Consider the following 18895-nt stretch of genomic DNA (forward strand, 5'->3'; position numbering starts at 1 on the left):
CCTCCGAGGCCCAGACGATCTCGGGATTGAGGAGCACCAGCGGCTGGCGCTCGTCCTCGGATTTCGACACGTCCATGGTCACCATGCGCACCGGCACGCCGATCTGGATGGCGGCAAGGCCGACGCCGGGAGCGTCGTACATGGTCTCCAGCATGTCGTCCGCCAGCCGGCGGATCTCGCTCGTGATTTCCTGAACGGGCTCGGAAACCAGGCGGAGCTTGGAATCGGGGATGATGACGAGGGGTCTGATGCTCATGATCGCGGGAGATAAGCGGTTGGACGAGGATGGTCAAATCGTTCGTCTTATGTTCGGATGCATCCGTCAACCGGAACCTTAAGCTCCATGAACAACGTCGTCCTGATCCTCGGCCGGACATCCCTGACTCTGGGGCAGATCGTCGTGGGGATCGCGGGTCTGAGCCTCGCTCTGCTCGTGCTCGTGACCGTGCTTCTCCTGAGCACCCGGCGGGAGAGGGCGCTGGAAGCCGCCATCGCGGCCGAGCGGGCGCGGGAGATGGACGACAAGGTCGCCGAGCTCACCCGCACCCAGTCGGAGATGACCGGACGGATGCGCACCATGGCGGAGGTCTTCGGCACCCGCCAGAGCGATTTCGTCCGCATGATCTCGGAGCGGATCGACGGCTTGCAGCATCGGGTCGGGCAGGGCCTGGAGGCCTCCACGCGCCACCAGACGGAAAACCTCTCGAGGCTGAACGAGCGGCTCGCCGTGATCGATGCCGCGCAGCAGAACCTGACGAGCCTCACGGGTGAGATCGTCGGGCTCAAGGATATCCTGTCCAACAAGCAGACCCGGGGCGCCTATGGGCAGGGGCGGATGGAGGCGATCGTCCGTGACGGGCTGCCGGCCAACGCCTTCGCGTTTCAGGCCACCCTGTCGAACCGCACGAGGCCCGATTGCCTCGTGCGCCTGCCGGGCGACGAGCGCGGCCTCGTGATCGATGCCAAGTTCCCCCTGGAGGGCTTCACCCTGTTCCGCGAGGCCAAGGGCGATGAGGCCCGCAGCCGCGCGACCGCCAGGGTCCGCAACGACATGCTCGTCCATGTGAGGGACATTGCGGAGAAATACCTGATCCCCGGCGAGACGCAGGACATCGCGATGCTGTTCGTCCCGGCGGAATCCATCTATGCGGACCTCGCCGAGCATTTCGACGACGTGGTCCAGAAGGCCCACCGCGCCCGGGTCGTCATCGTGTCGCCCTCGCTCCTGACGCTCGCCATCCAGGTCATGCAGGCGCTGGTCCGCGATGCCCGCATCCGCGAGGAGGCGCGGGTGATCCAAGTCGAGGTGCAGAAGCTCCTCGAGGACGTGGTGCGCCTCGATTCCCGTGTCGCGAAGCTCGACGCGCATTTCCGGCAGGCGCAGGAGGACGTTACCCAGATCAGGGTCTCGACCGACAAGATCGCGAAGCGCGGTCAGAAGATCGAGACCCTCGAATTCGAGGACGGGGAGGCCGAGGCCCGGGCCGAGTGGCTGCGCCTCCAGGGCCGGAATCTGCGCGCCGTCGAATAGGCCGGGAACCGGCTTTCTCCCGCGACGTTCTCCCCAGGCTGAACGATGCGCCAGGCGGATGATGGCGCTCGCATGTAGGCTTACCTCAGAGCTCGGGAAGGATTGCGCTATGGGCCTTTTGTCGAAGGACATCAAGTCGTTGGATGATCTCTTCATCCACACCCTGCAGGATATCTACTACGCCGAGCAGCAGATCACGAAGGCGCTGCCGGAGATGATCGAGAAGGCGAGCGACCCGCAGCTGAAGCAGGCGTTCCAGACCCATCTCGGCGAAACCCAGCAGCAGATCCAGATGGTCGAGCAGGTGTTCCGGATGCACGGCCACGATCCGAAGGGCGTGACCTGCCCGGCCATCGACGGCATCATCGACGAGGCCCAGGAGATCGCCGGCGACATCGACGATCCTCAGGTTCTTGACGCGGCGCTCCTGGCGGCCGCTCAGGCCGTCGAACACTACGAGATCACCCGCTACGGCACCCTCGTGGCCTGGGCCAAGCAGCTCGGCCGCGAGGATTGCGCCGGCGTCCTGCACCAGATCCTGGATCAGGAAAAGTCCACGGACCAGAAGCTCAACCGGATCGCCGAGAGCAAGATCAACACGAAGGCTGCGTAAGCCCCTCGGTCGTTGAACGGGAATGGCCTCCGAACGGGGGCCATTTTCGTTTTGCGGTCCCATGAAAGCGGCCGCTCCCACCTCCCGTTGGGCCATGTCCGCAGGTCATGGCACCTTCCACCCGCCATGGCCACCTCCCACGTCATCGCCGGCCTTGTGCGGGTGATCCCGATGACGTGGAACGCCGCGCTCTTCGGATCGGGATGGCCGGGACAGGCCCGGCCATGACGTGGAGGGTGAGGCGCGTGCGCGAGGCGCCGTCCGGCTCTTCCATCCCACCCCACAACCATCGAGCCGGCCCGCCACTCGCGCCACCCGCGATCCCGCCTCAGGCCCGCAGCCGGTGCTCTTTGCCATCGGCACAGATCAGCCATCCGCCCGCAGCGTGATGCTCTCCCGTCCCGCCACCCTCCGCGCGTCATGGCCGGTCTTGTGCCGGCCATCCCGATGCGGAAAAGCGCCACGCTCTCCAGAAGCGAGATCACCGGGACGAGCCCGGTGATGACGTGGAGGATGACCATCGCAGCATCATCGCCAGAACCGGGCGTCGGATGGGACCGCCGATCGCGCCCGGCTCTATGGCGCCGGCAACGCGTAGGCGCGCAGGAAGTCCGCCAGATCGTTGGTGATGTAGTCGATGTCCGGCGTCTGGACGGCCTCCTGCTCGAAACGTTCCCGGAACGGATCGAAGGTCTTGGGAACGATGAGCGTGGTTGTCATGCCGAGCTCGTGCGGGACGGTCAGGTTCTTGGCGATGTCCTCGAACATGGCGGAGCGCGAGGGCTCGACCCCATGCTTCTCGAGGAAAATCTCGTAGGCGCGCCGGTCCGGCTTCGGCACGAAGTTCGAGGCCGCGATGTCGAAAACGTCCTCGAAATGGTCCAGGATGCCGATCTTCCTGGCCACGTTCTCCGCGTGCTTGCGCGAGCCGTTGGTCAGGATGAGCTTGCGGCCCGGCAGCCTCTCGATGGCCTCGCCCAGGCTGTGGTTCAGCTCGATATCCGTATGGTCGATGTCGTGGGCGAAATCGAGAAAATCGTGCGGATCGATGTCGTACTCGTCGATCAGCGCCCGCAGGGTCGTGCCGTACTTGTGATAGAAGTACTTCTGCAGCGCCTGGGCGGACAGGCCGTCGAGCCCGAACAGCTCGGTGATGTAGAGGGTGATGCGCTGGTCGATCTGCGGCCAGACCCGCGAGGTGTGCGGATAGAGCGTATTGTCCAGGTCGAAGACCCAGGTCTCCACATGCGAGAAGGGCCGGGAGCCGGCGGATGACAGGTGGTTTTCGGCGGACGGTTTCGCGTTCATGGATCCCAAAGACGACAATGGGGCCGTGCGGCCCCACTGATGGAATATAGGCGTTTTCCGCCGATCCGTGAAGGGCGACGCTTTACCCCCTCCGGATCAGGGTGCCGGCACCGTGGTCGGTGAACAGTTCCAGGAGCACCGCGTGGGGCACCTTGCCGTCGAGAATGACGACCGCCTCGACGCCCTTTTCCAGGGCGTAGATGCAGGTCTCGATCTTCGGGATCATGCCGTCCGTGATCGTGCCGTCGGCGATCAGGCGGCGGCAATCCTCGATGGTCATCTCCGGGATCAGGTTCTTGTTCTTGTCCAGAACGCCCGGGACATCCGTCAGGAGCAGGAGGCGCTTGGCCGTCAGGGCCCCGGCGATGGCTCCGGCGAAGGTGTCGGCATTCACGTTGTAGGTCTGGCCGTCGTGTCCGGTCGCCACCGGGGCCAGAACCGGGATGAGCTCGGCCTGGAGCACCTGGTCCAGCACCGCCCGGTTCACGTGTTCCGGCTCGCCGACGAATCCGAGATCCACCACCTTCTCGATGTTGGAATCCGGGTCGACCGCCGTGCGGGTCACCTTGCGGGCCGTGACCATGTTGCCGTCCTTGCCCGACAGCCCGACCGCCTTGCCGCCCTCGGCCCCGATCCAGCCGACGATCTGCTTGTTGATCGAGCCGGCAAGAACCATTTCGACCACCTCGACCGTGGCCGCATCCGTGACGCGGAGGCCGCCCTTGAACTCGGACTTGATGCCGAGCTTCTCGAGCATTCGGCCGATCTGCGGCCCGCCGCCATGGACCACGATGGGCTTGATGCCCGACTGCTCGAGCAGGACCACGTCCTCGGCGAAGTCCTCGGCGGCCGCCCGGTCGCCCATGGCGTGGCCGCCATACTTGATCACGACCACCTGCTGGTCGTAGCGCTGCATGTGCGGCAGGGCCTGCACGAGCACTTCGGCCTGCACGTGGACGTCGGGGAGGGGCGTGGACGGATCGGACATGAACGGCTCCGGCGGGGGATCAGGATCGAACGGCCTGCCTTCTAGCCCAGGTCGGATGCGATGGAAACCGGTCTGATCATATCTGTTCGGCGCGGAGCGGATCTCTCGGGAGAGAGCCGCCCCAGGCGCCACTGCCTCCGTCAGATGACGAAGAAGTCCTTGGCGCTCATCTTCAGGTTCTTGTCCACATCGGCGAATTTGACCGCTTTCCGGGAACCGGAGCCGTCCGCGTCGTAGTACAGATCCCCGGCCTTCCTGTCGTAAATGATCCGATCATCCTTGTCGTGCGCCTTCGAACCGGTCCAGAAGGCGCCGTTCTTCAGGTCGCCCTTCTTGGCGATTTTCGAGAAGATCTTCTTGGAAAGGCCGATCGTATCGTCCTTCACCTGGAACTCATCCAGGTTCGTGGGCGTCGCGGGGCTCAGCGTATCGTCCAGAATGTAGAACTCGCCGTCTTCCAGGATCGCGTATTTCCCTGAAAAGTTGCTGAAGTGGATAATTTCAACGTTCTTGAGCTTGGTGAAGTCAACGGCGCCGAGATCGGAGACAGGGAACATAAGGAAGGCAGTGTCACGCCCGCCATCAGCCGCTTCGACAACCATGCTGGTAGGGCTGGAGATATAGTAGCTGTCGTCGCCAGAGCCGCCCTCAAGCGTATCCGTTCCAGCCAGGTCATAAAGCCAGTCGTTGCCATCGAGGCCCATCAGGTGATTGTTGCCGGCATTTCCGGTCAACGCATTGTCGAGGGCGTTGCCCGTGCCATTGATATTCTCGTAGCTTTCAGAGACAAGACGGCCGGAGCCGAGACCGAGATTTTCCACGTTGGCCGGCAGAACATAGCTGATCGATGAGCGGACGAAGTCGTTGCCGCCGTTGCCTGCTTCGATGACGAGATCACCGGCATCATCCACGTTGTAGGAATCGTCCCCGTTCCCGCCGATAAGGCGGTCTGCCCCCAATCCGCCGATCAGGCCGTCGTTTCCTTCGGCCCCCTCGAGCGTGTCTTGGCCGGCGCCGCCGTCCAAAACGTTGCCTAACGTGCTGCCGACGATGCGATTATTCGGGTTGTTGCCGAGAGCATGGATTGAATAGGGAGTCGCCGCCCCGCTTATGATTGCGTCTGCCAACTCCTGCATGGTCCCGTACTCGACGATGTTCGGGTATTCCGGGACGGAAAAATCAATCTCGTCGGGCTTCAGCTTGTATTCCGTGTAAAAGACGTAAGACATCCGGAGAGGCTCCATCGCTAGATATCATACCGATATATCATCACGAAAAATCTTCAACCCTCTCTTCCATCGCAGGATGAGTTCAGCGCACTTGCCGTGCCGATAAATGCAACGGTAGTCGAGCCGGGAAACGAGGTTGTTTCGTCCCTCAGCGGTTCAGCAGACTGGACAAGCCCACCATGAGCCAGCCCAGCATGAGAAGAATGCCCCCCGCGGGCGCCGCCCTGGGAAAGAGCGCCGCGCCCGAGAAGGCCCGGCGGGAGAGGTCGCCGCAGAACAGGACGAGGCCGAGAATCAGCGCGTAGCCGGCGATCTGGGCCAACAGGGGGTTCACGGCCCCGGCGGCGATCAGGGCCACGAGGGCGAGCAGGGCGGGGGCGTGGAACAGCAGGAACTGGGCCGCCGTGGCGAGATGGCCGCCCGTGATGTGCGCGGCCGCCGCCGACAGGCCGACGCCCAGAAGGCCCGACAGGGAGGCCAGGACGAGGAGGATCCGGGCGGCGAGGGTCATCCCGCGCCCCGTTCGCTCAGGAGCTGGGCCACCTTGGCGCGCAGCTCCGGAATGCCGAGGCCCGTGCGGCTCGAGGTCGGCAGGATCTCCGGATAGGCGGCGGCGCGCTTCTCGATCTTCTGCAGGGTCTCGGCCATGCGCTTGTCGAGCTCGTCCTTCTTCAGCTCGTCGGCCTTGGTCAGGACGATCTGGTAGGAAACCGCGGCCGTGCCGAGGGTCTGCAGCACCGTCTCGTCCACCGGCTTGATGCCGTGGCGGGCATCGATCAGCACGTAGACGCGGGCAAGGCTCGCCCGGCCGCGCAGATAATCGTGGATCAGCTGCGTCCAGGCCGCGACCTTCTCCTTGTCGACGGCGGCATAGCCGTAGCCGGGCATGTCGACCAGATGGAAGCGGTCGTTGATGTTGAAGAAGTTGAGCTGCTGGGTGCGGCCCGGCGTATGCGACGTGCGGGCCAGCGTGTTGCGCCCGGTCAGGGCGTTGACGAGGCTCGACTTGCCCACATTGGAGCGCCCGGCGAAGGCGATCTCCACCTTGCTCATGGGCGGCAGGTTCTTCAGGGAATTGGCCGCCCAGATGAAGTCCGCCTCGCCGGCAAAGAGCTTGCGGCCGATCTCGAGGAAGGGGTCGACGTCCGGGTTCGGGGGGCTTGTCTCGGTCATGGGGTCCTTATCGGCGCTCGGACGGCATTCTTCAAGGCATCCGGTCGAATTCCTGTCCGGGAGCCGGATCGCAGCGCCCCAAACGAAAATCCCCGGGACGATGCCCGGGGATGATCCTGATCGGCCCGCGGCCGGTCCGCTCTTGGTCGGTCAGCCCTTGGCCGGGCTGGCCTTGCGGCTGAACGTCTTGCGCAGGTTGTCCCACAGCTCGATCTTCACGCCGTTGCGGCGCATGATGAAGCCCTGCTGGGTGACCGAGAGCAGGTTGTTCCAGGCCCAGTAGATCACGAGGCCGGCCGGGAACGAGCCGAGCATGAAGGTGAAGATCACCGGCATCCAGGAGAAGACCTGCTTCTGCACCGGGTCCGGCGGCTCCGGGTTCATCTTCATCTGCAGCCACATGGTGATGCCCATGATGATCGGCCACACGCCGAGCATCAGGAAGTGGCCGATCACCGGCACGGCGCCCGGGTTGTAGGGCAGGAGGCCGAACAGGTTGAAGATCGTGGTCGGATCGGGAGCCGCGAGGTCGCGGATCCAGCCGAAGAACGGCGCATGGCGCATCTCGATGGTGACGAAGAGCACCTTGTAGAGCGCGAAGAACACCGGGATCTGGATCAGCACCGGCCAGCAGCCGGCCACCGGGTTGATCTTCTCCTTGCGGTAGAGCTCCATCAGCGCCTGCTGCTGCTTCATCTTGTCGTCGGCATAGCGTTCGCGGATCGAGGCCATCTCCGGCTGCACCGCCTTCATCTTCGCCATGGAGGCGTAGGACTTGTTGGCGAGCGGGAAGAACAGGGCCTTCAGGATCACCGTCACGAGCAGGATCGCGATGCCGAAGTTTCCGAACAGGCGGAAGAAGAAGTCGAGAACCTTAAACAGCGGCTTGGTGATGAAGTAGAACCAGCCCCAATCGATCAGGAGATCGAAGTTCTTGATGTTCAGGGTGTTGTGGTAGGCGTCGACGGTCGCGACCTCCTTGGCGCCCGCGAACAGGCGCTGGGTCACCTCCGTGCTGGCGCCGGGCTGGAGCGTCTGCGCCGTGCCGGCCACCGTGGCCTGATAGGTGCGGTCAGCCGTCTGGCCCTGCTGCGAGGTGAACGATCCCTGGAACGGCTGGCTCTGATCGGGAATGACGGCGGCGGCCCAGTACTTGTCCGTGATGCCGAGGAAGCCGCCGGTGACGGAGTTCCAGATCTGGCCGACCGTGCTGCCGCCCGAGATCGGCTCCTTCTTGTCCAGGTTCGCGTAGGTGATCTCCTGCAGGCCCTCGTCGCCGAGAACGCCGATCATGCCCTCGTGCAGCACGTAATAGCCGAGAGTGACGGGCCTGCCGTGGCGGGTGACGAGGCTGTAGGATTGCAGGGTCACGGGGGCCGAGCCGCGGTTCTCGACCGCGTCCTTGACCGTGAACATGTACTTGTCGTCCACCGAGATCGTGCGGCGGAAGACCAGGCCCTGCTCGTTCTGCCAGGTCAGGGTGACCGGGCTGCCCGGGGTCAGGGAGGTCTTGTCGGCCGTCCAGACCGTGTTCTGGTTCGGCAGGCTGCCGGCCTGGGCGCCGACCCAGCCGAACTCGGCGTAATACGGGTTCTGGGTGCCGGTGGGCGACAGGAGGACGATGATCGGGCTCTTGGGATCGACCGTCTCGCGGTAGTTCTTCAACGCCACGTCGTCGATGCGGCCGCCGCGCAGGTTGATGGAGCCGGCGATCGCGGGCGTGTCGATGGCCACGCGCGGCGAACTGGCCAGGGCGGCCTCTCGGGTCTGAACGGTCGGGGCTGCCGGCGTGCTCGGAACGGTCCCCGGCACGGTCGGCGAAGCCCCGCCGGCCTGGCTCGGGCTCGGGGGCGGATTCGGCGCCGTGGGGTTGGCCTGCGTGGATTGCGCCTGCTGGGCGGCCTGCCGCTGTCTTTCGGCCTGGGGAGCCGCAAAGAAGTACTGCCAGCCCAGCAAGATCGCCAGCGACAGCGCGATGGCGACGATGAGGTTTCTATTGTCTTCACGCATGGGAATGTCCGCGACGCTCGCCGTTGGGGGGAGGTGAGGAAGGGTGGCGACGCTCTGCCGGCGGGGCGCTTTTCGGCCTGGTGACGGCCCGCAGCGCGCGTCGGAGATCGTCGATGAGCAGGTCGAAATCGGCGGTCAGGATATCCCGTCGCCCGATGACGACGACGTCCGCATCGATATTCGCGTAATCCTGGCCCGCCGTGGGAATGGCAGCCCGGAGCCGGCGCTTGATCCGGTTGCGCTCGGTGGCGTGGCCGACCCGCTTCGTGACCGTGAGGCCGAACCGCAGGCCGAGGCCGGAGCCTTCGCGCAATCGAGCCTGGACCGACATCCGCTCGGTATGAAAGCGGCGGCCAGAGGCCGCCGCGACGAAGTCAGGTCTTTTCGTCAGACGCCCGAGGCTTAGCTCTGCGCGAGGCTCGCGCATCGGGCGATCCCAGGCTGCTTACGCCGACAGGCGCTTGCGGCCATGGGCGCGGCGAGCGGCAATGACCTTGCGGCCACCCTTGGTCGCCATGCGCGCACGGAAGCCGTGGCGGCGCTTGCGAACCAGCTTGCTCGGTTGATACGTCCTCTTCACGGCACATCTCCGGTCGAATGGGGCAGCGGTGCTCGATGGCTCGCGCCCGTCTGGTATGATGGGGTTGCCCCCGAAACTGTCTCGAAAAAACGATCAGCGCCCCAGAAGAGCGCTGTCAGCTTGCGGGCTTATGACGGAACGGTGGGGCAAAGTCAACGCCGCTCTGGCCCTTATGCGGCAATCGGCCCGGTGTCACGGCCGCACCGGCGGACCGGTGGGCTCGATCCGGCGAAGCCCTACATAAGGCCCGGAATTCAGGAGGGTCCGTGGCCGACACGCAGCCAAAACTCGATAGCCCGAAGGAGCCGAGCCGTCTCCGGCGCATTTTGCCTCTCGTGCTGCTCGTCCTGGCCATCGGCGGCGTCTTCGCCACAGGCCTGCACCGCTCCCTGAGCTTCGAGGCCTTCATCCGCTACCAATCTTGGCTTCAGGGCCTCGTGGCCGCCCACCGATGGGCCATGCTGGGGCTTTTCGGCCTCGTATACGTGGTGGCCGTGACCCTGTCGCTGCCGGTTTCGGCCTTTCTGACCACCATCGGCGGCTATCTCTTCGGCTGGGCGCTCGGCGGAGCGGCCGCCTCCGTGGCGGCCACCCTGGGGGCGACCAATCTCTTCCTGATCGCCCGCACCGCCCTGGGGCGCCCGCTCCTGCAACGGGCGGGCACCCGGATCCAGAGCCTCGCGGCGGGCTTCCGCAGGCAGGCCTTCCTCTATTTGCTGTCCTTGCGCCTGATCCCCGTCGTGCCGTTCTGGCTGACCAATCTCGCGGCTGCCCTCTTCGGCATGCGGGTGAGGTCGTTCGTGCTGGCCACCCAGCTGGGCATGCTGCCGGTCTCCTTCGCCTTCGCCGTTGCCGGGTCGGGGCTCGACGAGGTGATGTCCAGGCATGAGACGATCCGGGCCGAGTGCGTGGCGGCAGGTCGGAGTGAATGCGCGGTCGATTTCAGCGCCGGGAGCCTGTTGACCCCCCGGTTGATGATCGCTCTGGCCATCCTGGGGATTCTGGCGCTGGTCCCGGTCGCCGTGAGGCACTGGCGCGGCGGGGCTCCCAGGGAGGAGACATGAACGAAGAGGACAAGGGAGGGGCGGGCTTGATTCAAGCCCAACTCCCTTTATCCCAGCTGATGTTGGATCGGGCGGTGGAGTTTCTTGAGCCGTCAGATCAAAATCCCTGATCACAGCGGCCGGGTTCATGGTTCGCTGCCTGGAATGAAACCGGAATGAGCCGCGAGCAGACCACCTTGGCAGGACGCTTCTTGAGCCAGTTCGGGCTCTCCGCGCGCCTGCTCCTGCTGACGGTCCTCTTCGTGATGATCGCCGAGGTGCTCATCTATGTGCCCTCGGTGGCCAATTTCCGGCTGACCTGGCTCAACGACCGCCTGGCGGCGGCCCAGATCGCCGCCATGGTGCTCGACGCCGCGCCCGAGGAGAGCCTGTCCGAGGAGTTGGAATTGCGCCTCCTCCACGGGGTCGGGGCCAAGGCGATCGCCCTGAAGGGGGGAGGGCGCAGGAGCCTGCTGGCCACCGGTGACGTGCCGCCGGAGGTCAGCAAGACCGTGGATCTGCGCGACGCCAAGTGGATGACGCTGGTTCAGGATGCCTTCGATGCCCTGTTCAATCCGGCCGACAAGCCGATTCGGGTCATCGGGGCCGGCATGGGCGTGGAGTTCGTCGAGATGATCCTCGATCAGGCGCCCCTGCGCCGCGCCATGATCGAGTTCTCGCGCAACATCCTGTTCCTGTCCCTGTTCATCTCCATCATCACGGCGAGTCTCGTCTATCTGACCCTGCAATGGGTGATCGTGCGGCCCGTCCGGCGGCTCACCGGCAATATCGCGGATTTCTCCAGCAACCCGGAGGATGCCTCACGGGTCATCCAGCCGACCGATCGGGTCGACGAGATCGGCCTGGCCGAGCAGGCCCTGGCCCGAATGGAGACGACCCTGGCCGACGAGCTGCGCCAGAAGCGGCGCCTGGCGCAGCTGGGGCTGGCCGTGAGCAAGATCAACCATGAGCTGCGCAACATGCTCACGACGGCCCAGCTCCTGACGGATCGCCTCGACCGGGTGAGCGACGAGAGCGTCCAGCGCATCGCCCCCCGGCTCGTCAGCACCCTCGACCGGGCCATCGCCTTCTGCGAGACCACCCTGGCCTATGGCCGGGCAACCGAGCCGCTGCCGCAGCGGCGGATGATTCCCCTGGCGCCCCTGATCGATGAGCTGTCGAACCTGACCGACCTGGCTCCCGAGGTGGGGATCATCTTCGAATCGCGGGTTCCCGAGGATCTCCTGGTGGATGCCGATCCGGACCAGCTCTCCCGGGTCCTGGTGAACGTGGTCCGCAATGCGGTCCAGGCCTTGAGCCAGACCGGCTCGCCCGAGGGACAGCCCCGGGTCGACGTAACCGCCTCCCGGGAGGGCGGCACGGTGTGCATCCTGATCAAGGACAACGGTCCCGGCATCCCCGAGAGGGCGAAGGCCAACCTGTTCACGCCCTTCCAGGGCTCCACCCAGAAGGGAGGCACGGGCCTGGGCCTGCCGATCGCGGCGGAACTCGTTCAGCTTCACGGCGGGACGATCACCCTCGACGAGAGCCATGGCAAAACCTGCTTCAAGATCACGATCCCGGACCGCCTATCGTCCGCAGGGGCAAACTGAAGCTTTCCGCACATCTTCTGCACGAAGAGGCTTGCCAACCGGATCGGATCCCTCTATGTCACCGGCCTCGGCCAACGTTGCTTCCCGCAACGACCTGCCGACCAAGCGCCCGTAGCTCAGCTGGATAGAGCACCAGACTACGAATCTGGGGGTCAGAGGTTCGAATCCTTTCGGGCGCGCCATTTCCTTCCGACATCGATGCATGAAAGTCGAAGGTTCGAGGCTACGGCCTCGCATGCCGCAGCCTCCCATCGGCAAGTGATCGTTCCGGGATTCTACACTTCGGCCGCAGGCGTGACCCCGAGGTCATTGAGCTTGGCGCGGATTTCGGTGACCGGCCGCTTCAGCTTCAGGCTGATCACCGATACCGGGATGCCCTCGCGGGCAAGGGACAGAAGCGCTTGGACGGATTCGTAGTTCCAGTTTTCTCCGGCAGGGCTCATGGCAGGCCTCTCCATGCGAAGGGAGCGCAAGCGTCTGCCGCAAGTGAGGCGAGATCATGAAAAAGAGCGCCTGGGAAATCTGTCTGCCGCAACCTTAGCCGAAGCTGTGCGTTCCTTGTGGAGGCAACGCAGACCAAGGACCGCAACATGAGCATTATCTGGACCATCATCATCGGCTTCGTGGCTGGCGTGATCGCAAAGTGGATCATGCCCGGCCGCAACGAGCCGTCGGGCTTCATCATGACGACCATCCTGGGCATCGTGGGTGCGGTCGTGGCGACCTATCTCGGTCAGGCTCTGGGCTGGTACCGGGCCGACGAGGGGGCAGGGTTCATCGGCGCGATCGTCGGAGCGATCGTCGTCCTCTTCATCTATGGCCTGATCGCCGGACGTCGTTCCACGTCGTCGTACTGATCCCGTCCGGGAATGGGATCTCAACGCCAAGGGCCACAGCAGCGCTGTGGCCCTTCTTGCATCAGCCGTCGTGAGCGATGCGGCCGCTTCCGCCCGTGAGGGCCGCCTTGACGGGGCAGTTGCCCACATAGCCGCGCCAGGCCAGATAGGAGCCGCCCAGGAGGGCGAGAATGTTCAGGAGCGGGTTGGGGCGCGGCTTGGCTGCCGCCGCCGCAAGGCCGAGACCGGCCAGCATGTAGGCGCCGCGCTCGGCCGTGCTGAGATTGGGCTCTCCGCTCATCAGCGATCCGGTGCTCGCCGGGATCATGTTCGTCACGTCGGTTCTCCTTGTTGGACCTTGGCCGAACGCGACGTGGAGCGGTGTTGTTCCCCCGATGACCGAGCGGATTCATCGGTCGACAATCCAGGATACGGACAGCGTCCCGAAGCGGCTCGTGCGACGATATCGTCCGACGAGGAGCCGCCGGAAAAACGTCGAGGAACCCCAAAGCTTGACCTTCGTTGAGTCCACGCTCAACCGAGGAGTTGTTACGATGGCAGCCAAGGAAAAGACCCTGAACGACCTGTTCCTTCATACGCTGAAGGACGTCTACTATGCCGAGAAGCAGATCCTGAAGGCTCTGCCGAGAATGGCCAAGAATGCCGAGTCGGAGGAGTTGCGGCAGGCTTTCGAGACCCACCGCGACGAGACCGAAGGCCAGATCGAGCGCCTGGAGAAGGTGTTCGAAATGATCGGCAAGCCGGCCCGCGGCGTGCAATGCGAGGCCATCAACGGGATCATCGAGGAAGGCAAGGAGGTCATGGAAGACTTCGCGGACAGCGAGGCTCTGGACGCCGGCATCCTGGCGGCCGCGCAGGCCGTCGAGCATTACGAGATCACCCGCTACGGCTCCCTGAGGACCTGGGCGCAGGAGCTCGGCATGGACGATGCCGCAAAGCTCCTCGATCAGAACCTTCAGGAAGAGAAGAAGACCGACAAGCTGTTGACCGATCTCGCGGAAGCCCGCGTGAACACGAAGGCAGCCTGAGGACATCGCGTCGACTGCAAGGCCCCGTGCTCGTGGAGAGCACGGGGCCTCTTCGCGGTTGTCTCGGAGGACGGGCCTCAATGGCGATGAGCGAGGCCCGGCGTGACCTTCGTATCCAAGATCAGGCGCATGGTTCCCGAAGGGGCGATCTCGAGCGAGGCTCTCATCGTGTCGGGATATTCCACCAGATGCATGAAGGCGAGGAGCCTCAAACGGACGATGGGAGGAAATTGACCAAGGAGATGCGCCAGGTTCTGAGACGCGCGGTCGATCATCTCCTCCTGGATGAAGGACGAGAGGGGAAGGTTCTCATCAGGCGGCGACATGCGGCACCCGATCGATGAGAGGGCGCATCCGGCCGTTGCGAACCAGGGCAGGGGCATGCAGACCTGCGAGCTTTCGAACCTGATCAAGGCTCGCCTCTGAGATCTCGATCTCTGCTGCGATGCAGGGCTGATCTTCGATCAGGGTTGGCAGCCCAAGCGGACGGACCTTGAAACCGACCTGATGCCAGCGGGGAAGCCACCACATCTCGACCACTGCCGTAACGCCCGTGATGCCTTCCTCGAGGCAGAATTGCTGCAGGGCAGCAAGAAGGCGGCAATCCGTCCGTCCGATCCTTCGTTCCTTGACGACGAAGTATCGTGTCCATTCCAGGATATGCTGCGCCCGGGGAATGCCTCGCTGCGCCATATGACCGAAGACCTCGCTCAGCATATGGGGCGCATGCGTGGGATAGAGGCGTTGCCCTCCGACGACGCGGCCCCGATCGATGGCAAGAAGGTAAATCGCGCTTTCATTGTCGTAGATATCGATCTCCTGCCCGTCGGCGCAGTTCAAATCCCTCCAGCCGCGTTCTTTGACGAAGACGTCGTGCCTCAGTCGAAAGTATTCTCCGATCTCGTCTTCGTAGGATGAGCGATTGTCGTTGGTAATCACGTGAACTTGCGTCATCTATGCTGTCCCCTTCATTGTTATGGAAGGGTTCTGGTGCACTCGGACGACAAAAGATATTGTAGGAATCTACAGGGGAGGGATTAAAGGCCGATCAACTTGTATTGCAGCGCCCGGGCGACCGCCTGTGTCTTGTTAACAGCCTCAAGCTTCTGACAGGCGCTGGCGATATGGGCCGTCACCGTACGTTCCGTAATCCCCAGAATGTCACCCGTATCGGCTGCTGATTTCCCGTTCGCTGCCCAGACAAGGATTTCACATTCCCGCGGTGTCAGGATCTTGGCGCCCGATTGCGGGTTCGGAGCGAGCAACTGCCGCGCACGCTCGAACGCGTACATGGCCATCAGATGGACGGCCGGTTTCGTCCGAGGGGAAAGGTCCAGATGGGTCCCGCTCATGGAGAAGCAGGCCTCATAGCCGTTGATGCCGTGGATCGGCAGGCAAAAACCTTCCCTCATTCCGAAATCGACGGCCCTGTCCATGACTTCGGCAGCCTTTGGCTCCTCGGCCCGATCATAAGGGGCCTCCGACCATTCGAAGGGGCGAGTGGTGGTCTTGCAGAGGCGAATGATCGGGTCGGACCGGACGTAATCGTGCTTAGCGTAGATCTCGAACCAGCCGATGGGCCACTTTCTGAGAAGAACAACCTGTTCGAAGCTTTCTCGGGGATGGGGCAGCCCGGTGATGATGAAGGTCTCGAAGCCGAAGAGCGTAAATGACCTCGCCACGGCGTCCACAACCTCTTCCGGGCTGGCCAACGAGTCCAATAGGTCAATCATATCAAACGCTTCAGTGGCGTAATCGAAGCTCTGTCCGGCCAAGGCTGCCTCCGCACGACGTTCCATGCGCCATTGATATATTGTATCCTGTTTCAACCCGAGGGGCAAATATGTGACATTGCTACCAATGGTTGATAAAGTGGACATAGGAAGCATTCACGGGAAGCATTCACGAGAGTAGCAGGAGCGTTATTTGCAGAAGAAGTCTCCCAATCAGATCGACCGGCATATCGGAAGCCGGGTCAGGGCCAGGCGGATCATGCTCGGAATGAGCCAGGAAAGGCTCGCGGACGCCCTTGGGCTTACGTTCCAGCAGGTCCAAAAATACGAGAAGGGGGTCAATCGAATCGGCGCGAGCCGCCTGCTCCACATTGCGGGCATCCTGGACGTGAACATCGAGTTCTTCTTCGGCGGCATTCCGGGCTTCCGGGCGGGCGGGTTCGCGGACGACAGCCTCATTGCCGAGTTCCTGACCAGTTCGGAAAGCAACCGCCTCGTGCGCGGCTTCGTGAGGCTGAAGGACGACGAGGCCCGCCGGAAGGTGGCGGACCTCGTCGATTGGCTGGTCGCGTCGAGCTGAGCGTCCCGCCTGCAACCCGGGCAAACCACGAAGATCCCTCCAAAGCATTGAGTTCCGGAGACGTCCGGAACCTGCCGCGCTTCTAATGGTTACTCACTCACGATTGAGAGAGGTTGGCCATGGGCGTGGGACAGCAAAACACCGACAGGCAGCAGGACACCGGCAACGAGGATTGGGATGCGCTGAAGGGTGATGTCGGCGACATTGCAGGCGTTGCCGTGGAGCGCAGCCGCTACTTCATCGATTCCGCCAGGGAGCAAGCGACGGATTATGTCGACCGCCGCAAGGACGATGTCGCGCAGTCCGTTGCGGATTTCGCCACTTCGTTGCGGGAATCCACCCATTCTTTCGATGAGCGGCCCAACATTCGTGCCGTGGTCGATACGGCAGCCGAAGGATTGGAGCAGCTTGCCGAGTCCATCCGGGAACGCACCTTCGCGGACTTCTTCAACGAGTTCGAGGATGTGGTCCGTCGCCGTCCGGCGACCGTGGCAGCCGTATCCGTGGCCGTGGGCTTTCTCGCGGCGCGCTTCATCAAGAGCACGGCCGAGGATCTTCGCTACGACGGAATGAATGCCGGCCAGGGACAGGGCGGGCAGGTTCGTGCGCGCCAAGCCCAGCATGCGCGTTCCAGAGCCGGCGCCTGACGGAGGCTGCCATGCACAGCAACGGCAACCAAACCATCCAAGGCCTCGTCGGTGAGGCGCTCCGGGAATCGACCGATCTTGCCCAGAAGGAATTCACCCTCTTCAAGACCGAGGTTTCCCAGAATATCCGCACCCTGTTCTTAGGCCTCGCCATGGTGGTGGTCGCGGCAGTCTTCGCCATTGCGGCCCTCATGCTGCTCACCGAGTCGCTGGTCGAATGGCTTGCCACCGTGGTCAATTCGGAGGCGCTTGCCGCGCTGATCGTTGGCGGCGTGCTGGCCTTGATCGCCATCGGTCTCGGGCTCTGGGGACGCAGCGCCATGACCTCGTCCACGCTCATGCCGCAGCGGACGATGCGTTCGCTCAAGCGCGATGCGGAAGTCCTGTCCGAAAGAGGTGCATGATGACGACACAGAGCCTGCAGGAGATGGAGCGGGATATCGAGCGCAGCCGCGCTCAGCTCGACCAGACCATCGATCGTCTCCAGGACAAGATGTCCGTCTCCGGTGTCGTCGACGACATGCTCGGTACGGCCCGGAACGGCCAGTACGGGCCGCTCTACGAGCAGGTGCTGGACACGGTCAGACGTAACCCGGTGCCGGTCATGCTGATCGCCATGGGCATCGGGCTTCTCGCCTACAGGCTCGGACGGTCCGCAGCGCCGCGGCGAACACGCTTGATCGCGGCGGATGAGGATCTGATCACCGAGGAGCATCTCCTGATGGAGATGGATGATCCTCGCCTCTATGGGGCCGAGGCCGCGCCCTTGCATTCGTCCGACCCGATGTTCGAGCGCCCCGGCGTCAATTCCCGCCTTTGATGGATAGAACAGGAGTTTCCTATGGCCAATACGAAGAATGACACCGGCAAGCCGACGGACAAGCCGAGCGGAGCTCAGTCCGGGACGACGGGCAATGTCTCTGCGGGAACGTCGGTGGGCAATATCGGCGAGGCGCCGATGCCTCACGCCCATGAGCAGAAATCCACGCAAGCGTCGGCTTCCGCGGGCGGAAGTCAGGGCGCGGGCCAGCAGTGGAGCCAGTCGTCCCAGCAGCATACGCAGGGGCAGGGCGATTCCATGGCCGGCAAGGCTCAACAGGCCGCCGATCAGGTGCGCCAGAAGGCGGAAGATGCCTATGAGGGTGCGTCCGACTGGGCCCGCGACACCTACGAGCGCGCGTCCGGATGGGCGTCCAGCACCTATGAGGGCCAGCGCCGCCGCGTGAACCAGATGGGCGGCCGCTCGGCACGGGCTTTCGGCAGCGCCCGCGGAGGCGTTCAGAGCTATGTCTCGGAAAACCCGATGGTCGTCGGCCTCGTGGGTCTCGCCGCAGGTCTGCTCCTGGGCGCCCTCCTGCCGCGCACCCGCCGTGAGAACGAGATGTTCGGCGAGTGGGCGGACGAGGTCCGCAACCAAGGCCTTCGCTACGCCCGTGATGCTGCCAATCGCGGCCGTGAATATGTCGAAGAGACTTTCAACGGCGACGACGCGCGCTTCAGCCGGCATGAGAGCGAGTTCAACGGCCAGCGGGATGCCAACCAACACTGAGGCATGAGCCGCCAACCACGATCGGAAGCGCCGGCGAAAGCCGGCGTTTTTCATGGGCCTGTGCCCGTGGGCGACAGGCAGGGCCATGAGCCGGTGCGGAGGGAGAAATGGCAACGGCCACGGCGAAACGATGCGCGTACATCCGGCGTCATCGTCTCGGCATCGTGACCGTTTCTGGCAGGCGATGATGCCACCAGGATGACCCTAAAATAGGAATGGAGACCGATGAATTCAAGATCTCCCCGGTGAATGGCTCCCGATCGACGGACGCGGCGCAACCCTTTTCTTAACCTTATTCCTTTGAAAGACGTTTCTTCGAAAGACATGAGGGAACGAGCTGCTTCCCAACTTGTTGGCTCTGCACAAGGATAAACTTTCCTATCCCCGGTGAGTGTGGTGCGAGAGACGGTCCG

The 18895-nt window shown here is 63.7% G+C and carries 24 protein-coding genes, 1 tRNA gene and 1 pseudogene; 12 read left to right on the forward strand and 14 right to left on the reverse strand.

Annotated elements, in window-relative coordinates:
• Nucleotides 1-256: peptide deformylase (locus NF876_RS15920; RefSeq protein WP_262269773.1), on the reverse strand; the 256-nt coding region annotated here is incomplete at its 3' end.
• 87 nt (nt 257-343) lie between these two features.
• Between NF876_RS15920 and NF876_RS15925 the strand changes: the two are divergent.
• A pseudogene (locus NF876_RS15925) lies at nt 344-1593 on the forward strand (DNA recombination protein RmuC).
• A gap of 47 nt (nt 1594-1640) precedes the next feature.
• On the forward strand, nt 1641-2144 hold the full coding sequence (locus tag NF876_RS15930; RefSeq protein ID WP_173948416.1) for a YciE/YciF ferroxidase family protein: 504 nt from the start codon (nt 1641-1643) through the stop codon (nt 2142-2144).
• A 576-nt stretch (nt 2145-2720) separates the two neighbouring features.
• On the opposite strand, the gene NF876_RS15935 is transcribed toward NF876_RS15930, so the two are convergent.
• The 8 genes from NF876_RS15935 to rpmH form a co-directional block, all read right to left on the reverse strand.
• A complete protein-coding gene (locus tag NF876_RS15935; RefSeq protein ID WP_262269775.1) occupies nt 2721-3452 on the reverse strand; it encodes a pyrimidine 5'-nucleotidase in 732 nt (243 codons plus the stop codon).
• Between the two features lie 82 nt (nt 3453-3534).
• Entirely contained in the window at nt 3535-4440 is a 906-nt protein-coding gene (argB, locus tag NF876_RS15940) for an acetylglutamate kinase (RefSeq protein WP_210807925.1), read from the reverse strand.
• 140 nt (nt 4441-4580) lie between these two features.
• The gene (locus NF876_RS15945) at nt 4581-5669 is read right to left on the reverse strand and encodes a calcium-binding protein (RefSeq protein WP_262269776.1); all 1089 of its coding nucleotides are present in this window, start codon (nt 5667-5669) and stop codon (nt 4581-4583) included.
• Nucleotides 5670-5817: 148 nt separating this feature from the next.
• Nucleotides 5818-6180, reverse strand: coding sequence for a DUF423 domain-containing protein (locus tag NF876_RS15950; protein WP_262269777.1), 363 nt, complete (start codon nt 6178-6180; stop codon nt 5818-5820).
• Entirely contained in the window at nt 6177-6842 is a 666-nt protein-coding gene (yihA, locus tag NF876_RS15955; RefSeq protein WP_262269778.1) for a ribosome biogenesis GTP-binding protein YihA/YsxC, read from the reverse strand. The genes NF876_RS15950 and yihA overlap by 4 nt, the downstream gene beginning before the upstream one ends.
• A 150-nt stretch (nt 6843-6992) precedes the next feature.
• The gene (gene yidC / locus NF876_RS15960; protein WP_262269779.1) at nt 6993-8852 is read right to left on the reverse strand and encodes a membrane protein insertase YidC; all 1860 of its coding nucleotides are present in this window, start codon (nt 8850-8852) and stop codon (nt 6993-6995) included.
• Entirely contained in the window at nt 8845-9279 is a 435-nt protein-coding gene (gene rnpA, locus NF876_RS15965; RefSeq protein WP_262269780.1) for a ribonuclease P protein component, read from the reverse strand. The genes yidC and rnpA overlap by 8 nt, the downstream gene beginning before the upstream one ends.
• Nucleotides 9280-9297: 18 nt before the next feature.
• Nucleotides 9298-9432: a 50S ribosomal protein L34 gene (gene rpmH, locus NF876_RS15970; RefSeq protein ID WP_027314822.1), complete on the reverse strand. Its 135-nt coding sequence runs from the start codon at nt 9430-9432 to the stop codon at nt 9298-9300.
• A gap of 266 nt (nt 9433-9698) precedes the next feature.
• Here rpmH and NF876_RS15975 point away from each other — a divergent pair, with 266 nt between their 5' ends.
• The 3 genes from NF876_RS15975 (at nt 9699) to NF876_RS15985 (ending at nt 12270) form a co-directional block, all read left to right on the forward strand.
• Nucleotides 9699-10496: a TVP38/TMEM64 family protein gene (locus NF876_RS15975; RefSeq protein WP_262269781.1), complete on the forward strand. Its 798-nt coding sequence runs from the start codon at nt 9699-9701 to the stop codon at nt 10494-10496.
• 155 nt (nt 10497-10651) lie between these two features.
• Nucleotides 10652-12088, forward strand: coding sequence for a sensor histidine kinase (locus tag NF876_RS15980; RefSeq protein WP_262269782.1), 1437 nt, complete (start codon nt 10652-10654; stop codon nt 12086-12088).
• A gap of 105 nt (nt 12089-12193) precedes the next feature.
• Nucleotides 12194-12270: transfer RNA gene (locus NF876_RS15985), tRNA-Arg, on the forward strand.
• Between the two features lie 93 nt (nt 12271-12363).
• Here NF876_RS15985 and NF876_RS15990 read toward each other — a convergent pair.
• A complete protein-coding gene (locus tag NF876_RS15990; RefSeq protein ID WP_262269783.1) occupies nt 12364-12531 on the reverse strand; it encodes a hypothetical protein in 168 nt (55 codons plus the stop codon).
• 147 nt (nt 12532-12678) lie between these two features.
• Between NF876_RS15990 and NF876_RS15995 the strand changes: the two genes are divergently transcribed.
• The gene (locus NF876_RS15995) at nt 12679-12945 is read left to right on the forward strand and encodes a GlsB/YeaQ/YmgE family stress response membrane protein (RefSeq protein WP_262269784.1); all 267 of its coding nucleotides are present in this window, start codon (nt 12679-12681) and stop codon (nt 12943-12945) included.
• A gap of 61 nt (nt 12946-13006) precedes the next feature.
• Here the strand turns inward: NF876_RS15995 and NF876_RS16000 are convergent, their stop codons facing one another.
• Complete coding sequence (locus tag NF876_RS16000; RefSeq protein WP_262269837.1) at nt 13007-13252, reverse strand: YgaP-like transmembrane domain; 246 nt, start codon at nt 13250-13252, stop codon at nt 13007-13009.
• A 226-nt stretch (nt 13253-13478) separates the two neighbouring features.
• On the opposite strand from NF876_RS16000, the gene NF876_RS16005 reads away from it, so the two are divergent.
• On the forward strand, nt 13479-13973 hold the full coding sequence (locus tag NF876_RS16005) for a YciE/YciF ferroxidase family protein (protein WP_262269785.1): 495 nt from the start codon (nt 13479-13481) through the stop codon (nt 13971-13973).
• 77 nt (nt 13974-14050) lie between these two features.
• On the opposite strand, the gene NF876_RS16010 is transcribed toward NF876_RS16005, so the two are convergent.
• The 3 genes from NF876_RS16010 to NF876_RS16020 form a co-directional block, all read right to left on the reverse strand.
• The gene (locus NF876_RS16010; protein ID WP_262269786.1) at nt 14051-14299 is read right to left on the reverse strand and encodes a hypothetical protein; all 249 of its coding nucleotides are present in this window, start codon (nt 14297-14299) and stop codon (nt 14051-14053) included.
• On the reverse strand, nt 14286-14927 hold the full coding sequence (locus NF876_RS16015) for an acyl-homoserine-lactone synthase (protein ID WP_262269787.1): 642 nt from the start codon (nt 14925-14927) through the stop codon (nt 14286-14288). The genes NF876_RS16010 and NF876_RS16015 overlap by 14 nt, the downstream gene beginning before the upstream one ends.
• Nucleotides 14928-15010: 83 nt before the next feature.
• The gene (locus NF876_RS16020; RefSeq protein WP_262269788.1) at nt 15011-15862 is read right to left on the reverse strand and encodes a helix-turn-helix transcriptional regulator; all 852 of its coding nucleotides are present in this window, start codon (nt 15860-15862) and stop codon (nt 15011-15013) included.
• Between the two features lie 37 nt (nt 15863-15899).
• Between NF876_RS16020 and NF876_RS16025 the strand changes: the two genes are divergently transcribed.
• The 5 genes from NF876_RS16025 (at nt 15900) to NF876_RS16045 (ending at nt 18482) form a co-directional block, all read left to right on the forward strand.
• The gene (locus NF876_RS16025) at nt 15900-16286 is read left to right on the forward strand and encodes a helix-turn-helix domain-containing protein (RefSeq protein ID WP_262269789.1); all 387 of its coding nucleotides are present in this window, start codon (nt 15900-15902) and stop codon (nt 16284-16286) included.
• 119 nt (nt 16287-16405) lie between these two features.
• The gene (locus tag NF876_RS16030; protein WP_262269790.1) at nt 16406-16933 is read left to right on the forward strand and encodes a hypothetical protein; all 528 of its coding nucleotides are present in this window, start codon (nt 16406-16408) and stop codon (nt 16931-16933) included.
• Nucleotides 16934-16944: 11 nt separating this feature from the next.
• Nucleotides 16945-17337 (forward strand): phage holin family protein, encoded by a 393-nt coding sequence (locus NF876_RS16035; protein ID WP_173946335.1) that lies wholly within the window; start codon nt 16945-16947, stop codon nt 17335-17337.
• Nucleotides 17337-17753, forward strand: coding sequence for a DUF3618 domain-containing protein (locus NF876_RS16040; protein WP_262269791.1), 417 nt, complete (start codon nt 17337-17339; stop codon nt 17751-17753). Before NF876_RS16035 ends, NF876_RS16040 begins: the two co-directional genes overlap by 1 nt.
• A 21-nt stretch (nt 17754-17774) precedes the next feature.
• A complete protein-coding gene (locus tag NF876_RS16045) occupies nt 17775-18482 on the forward strand; it encodes a hypothetical protein (RefSeq protein ID WP_262269792.1) in 708 nt (235 codons plus the stop codon).
• The last annotated feature ends 413 nt before the right edge of the window (nt 18483-18895 follow it).

Source organism: Microvirga yunnanensis (assembly GCF_025460875.1).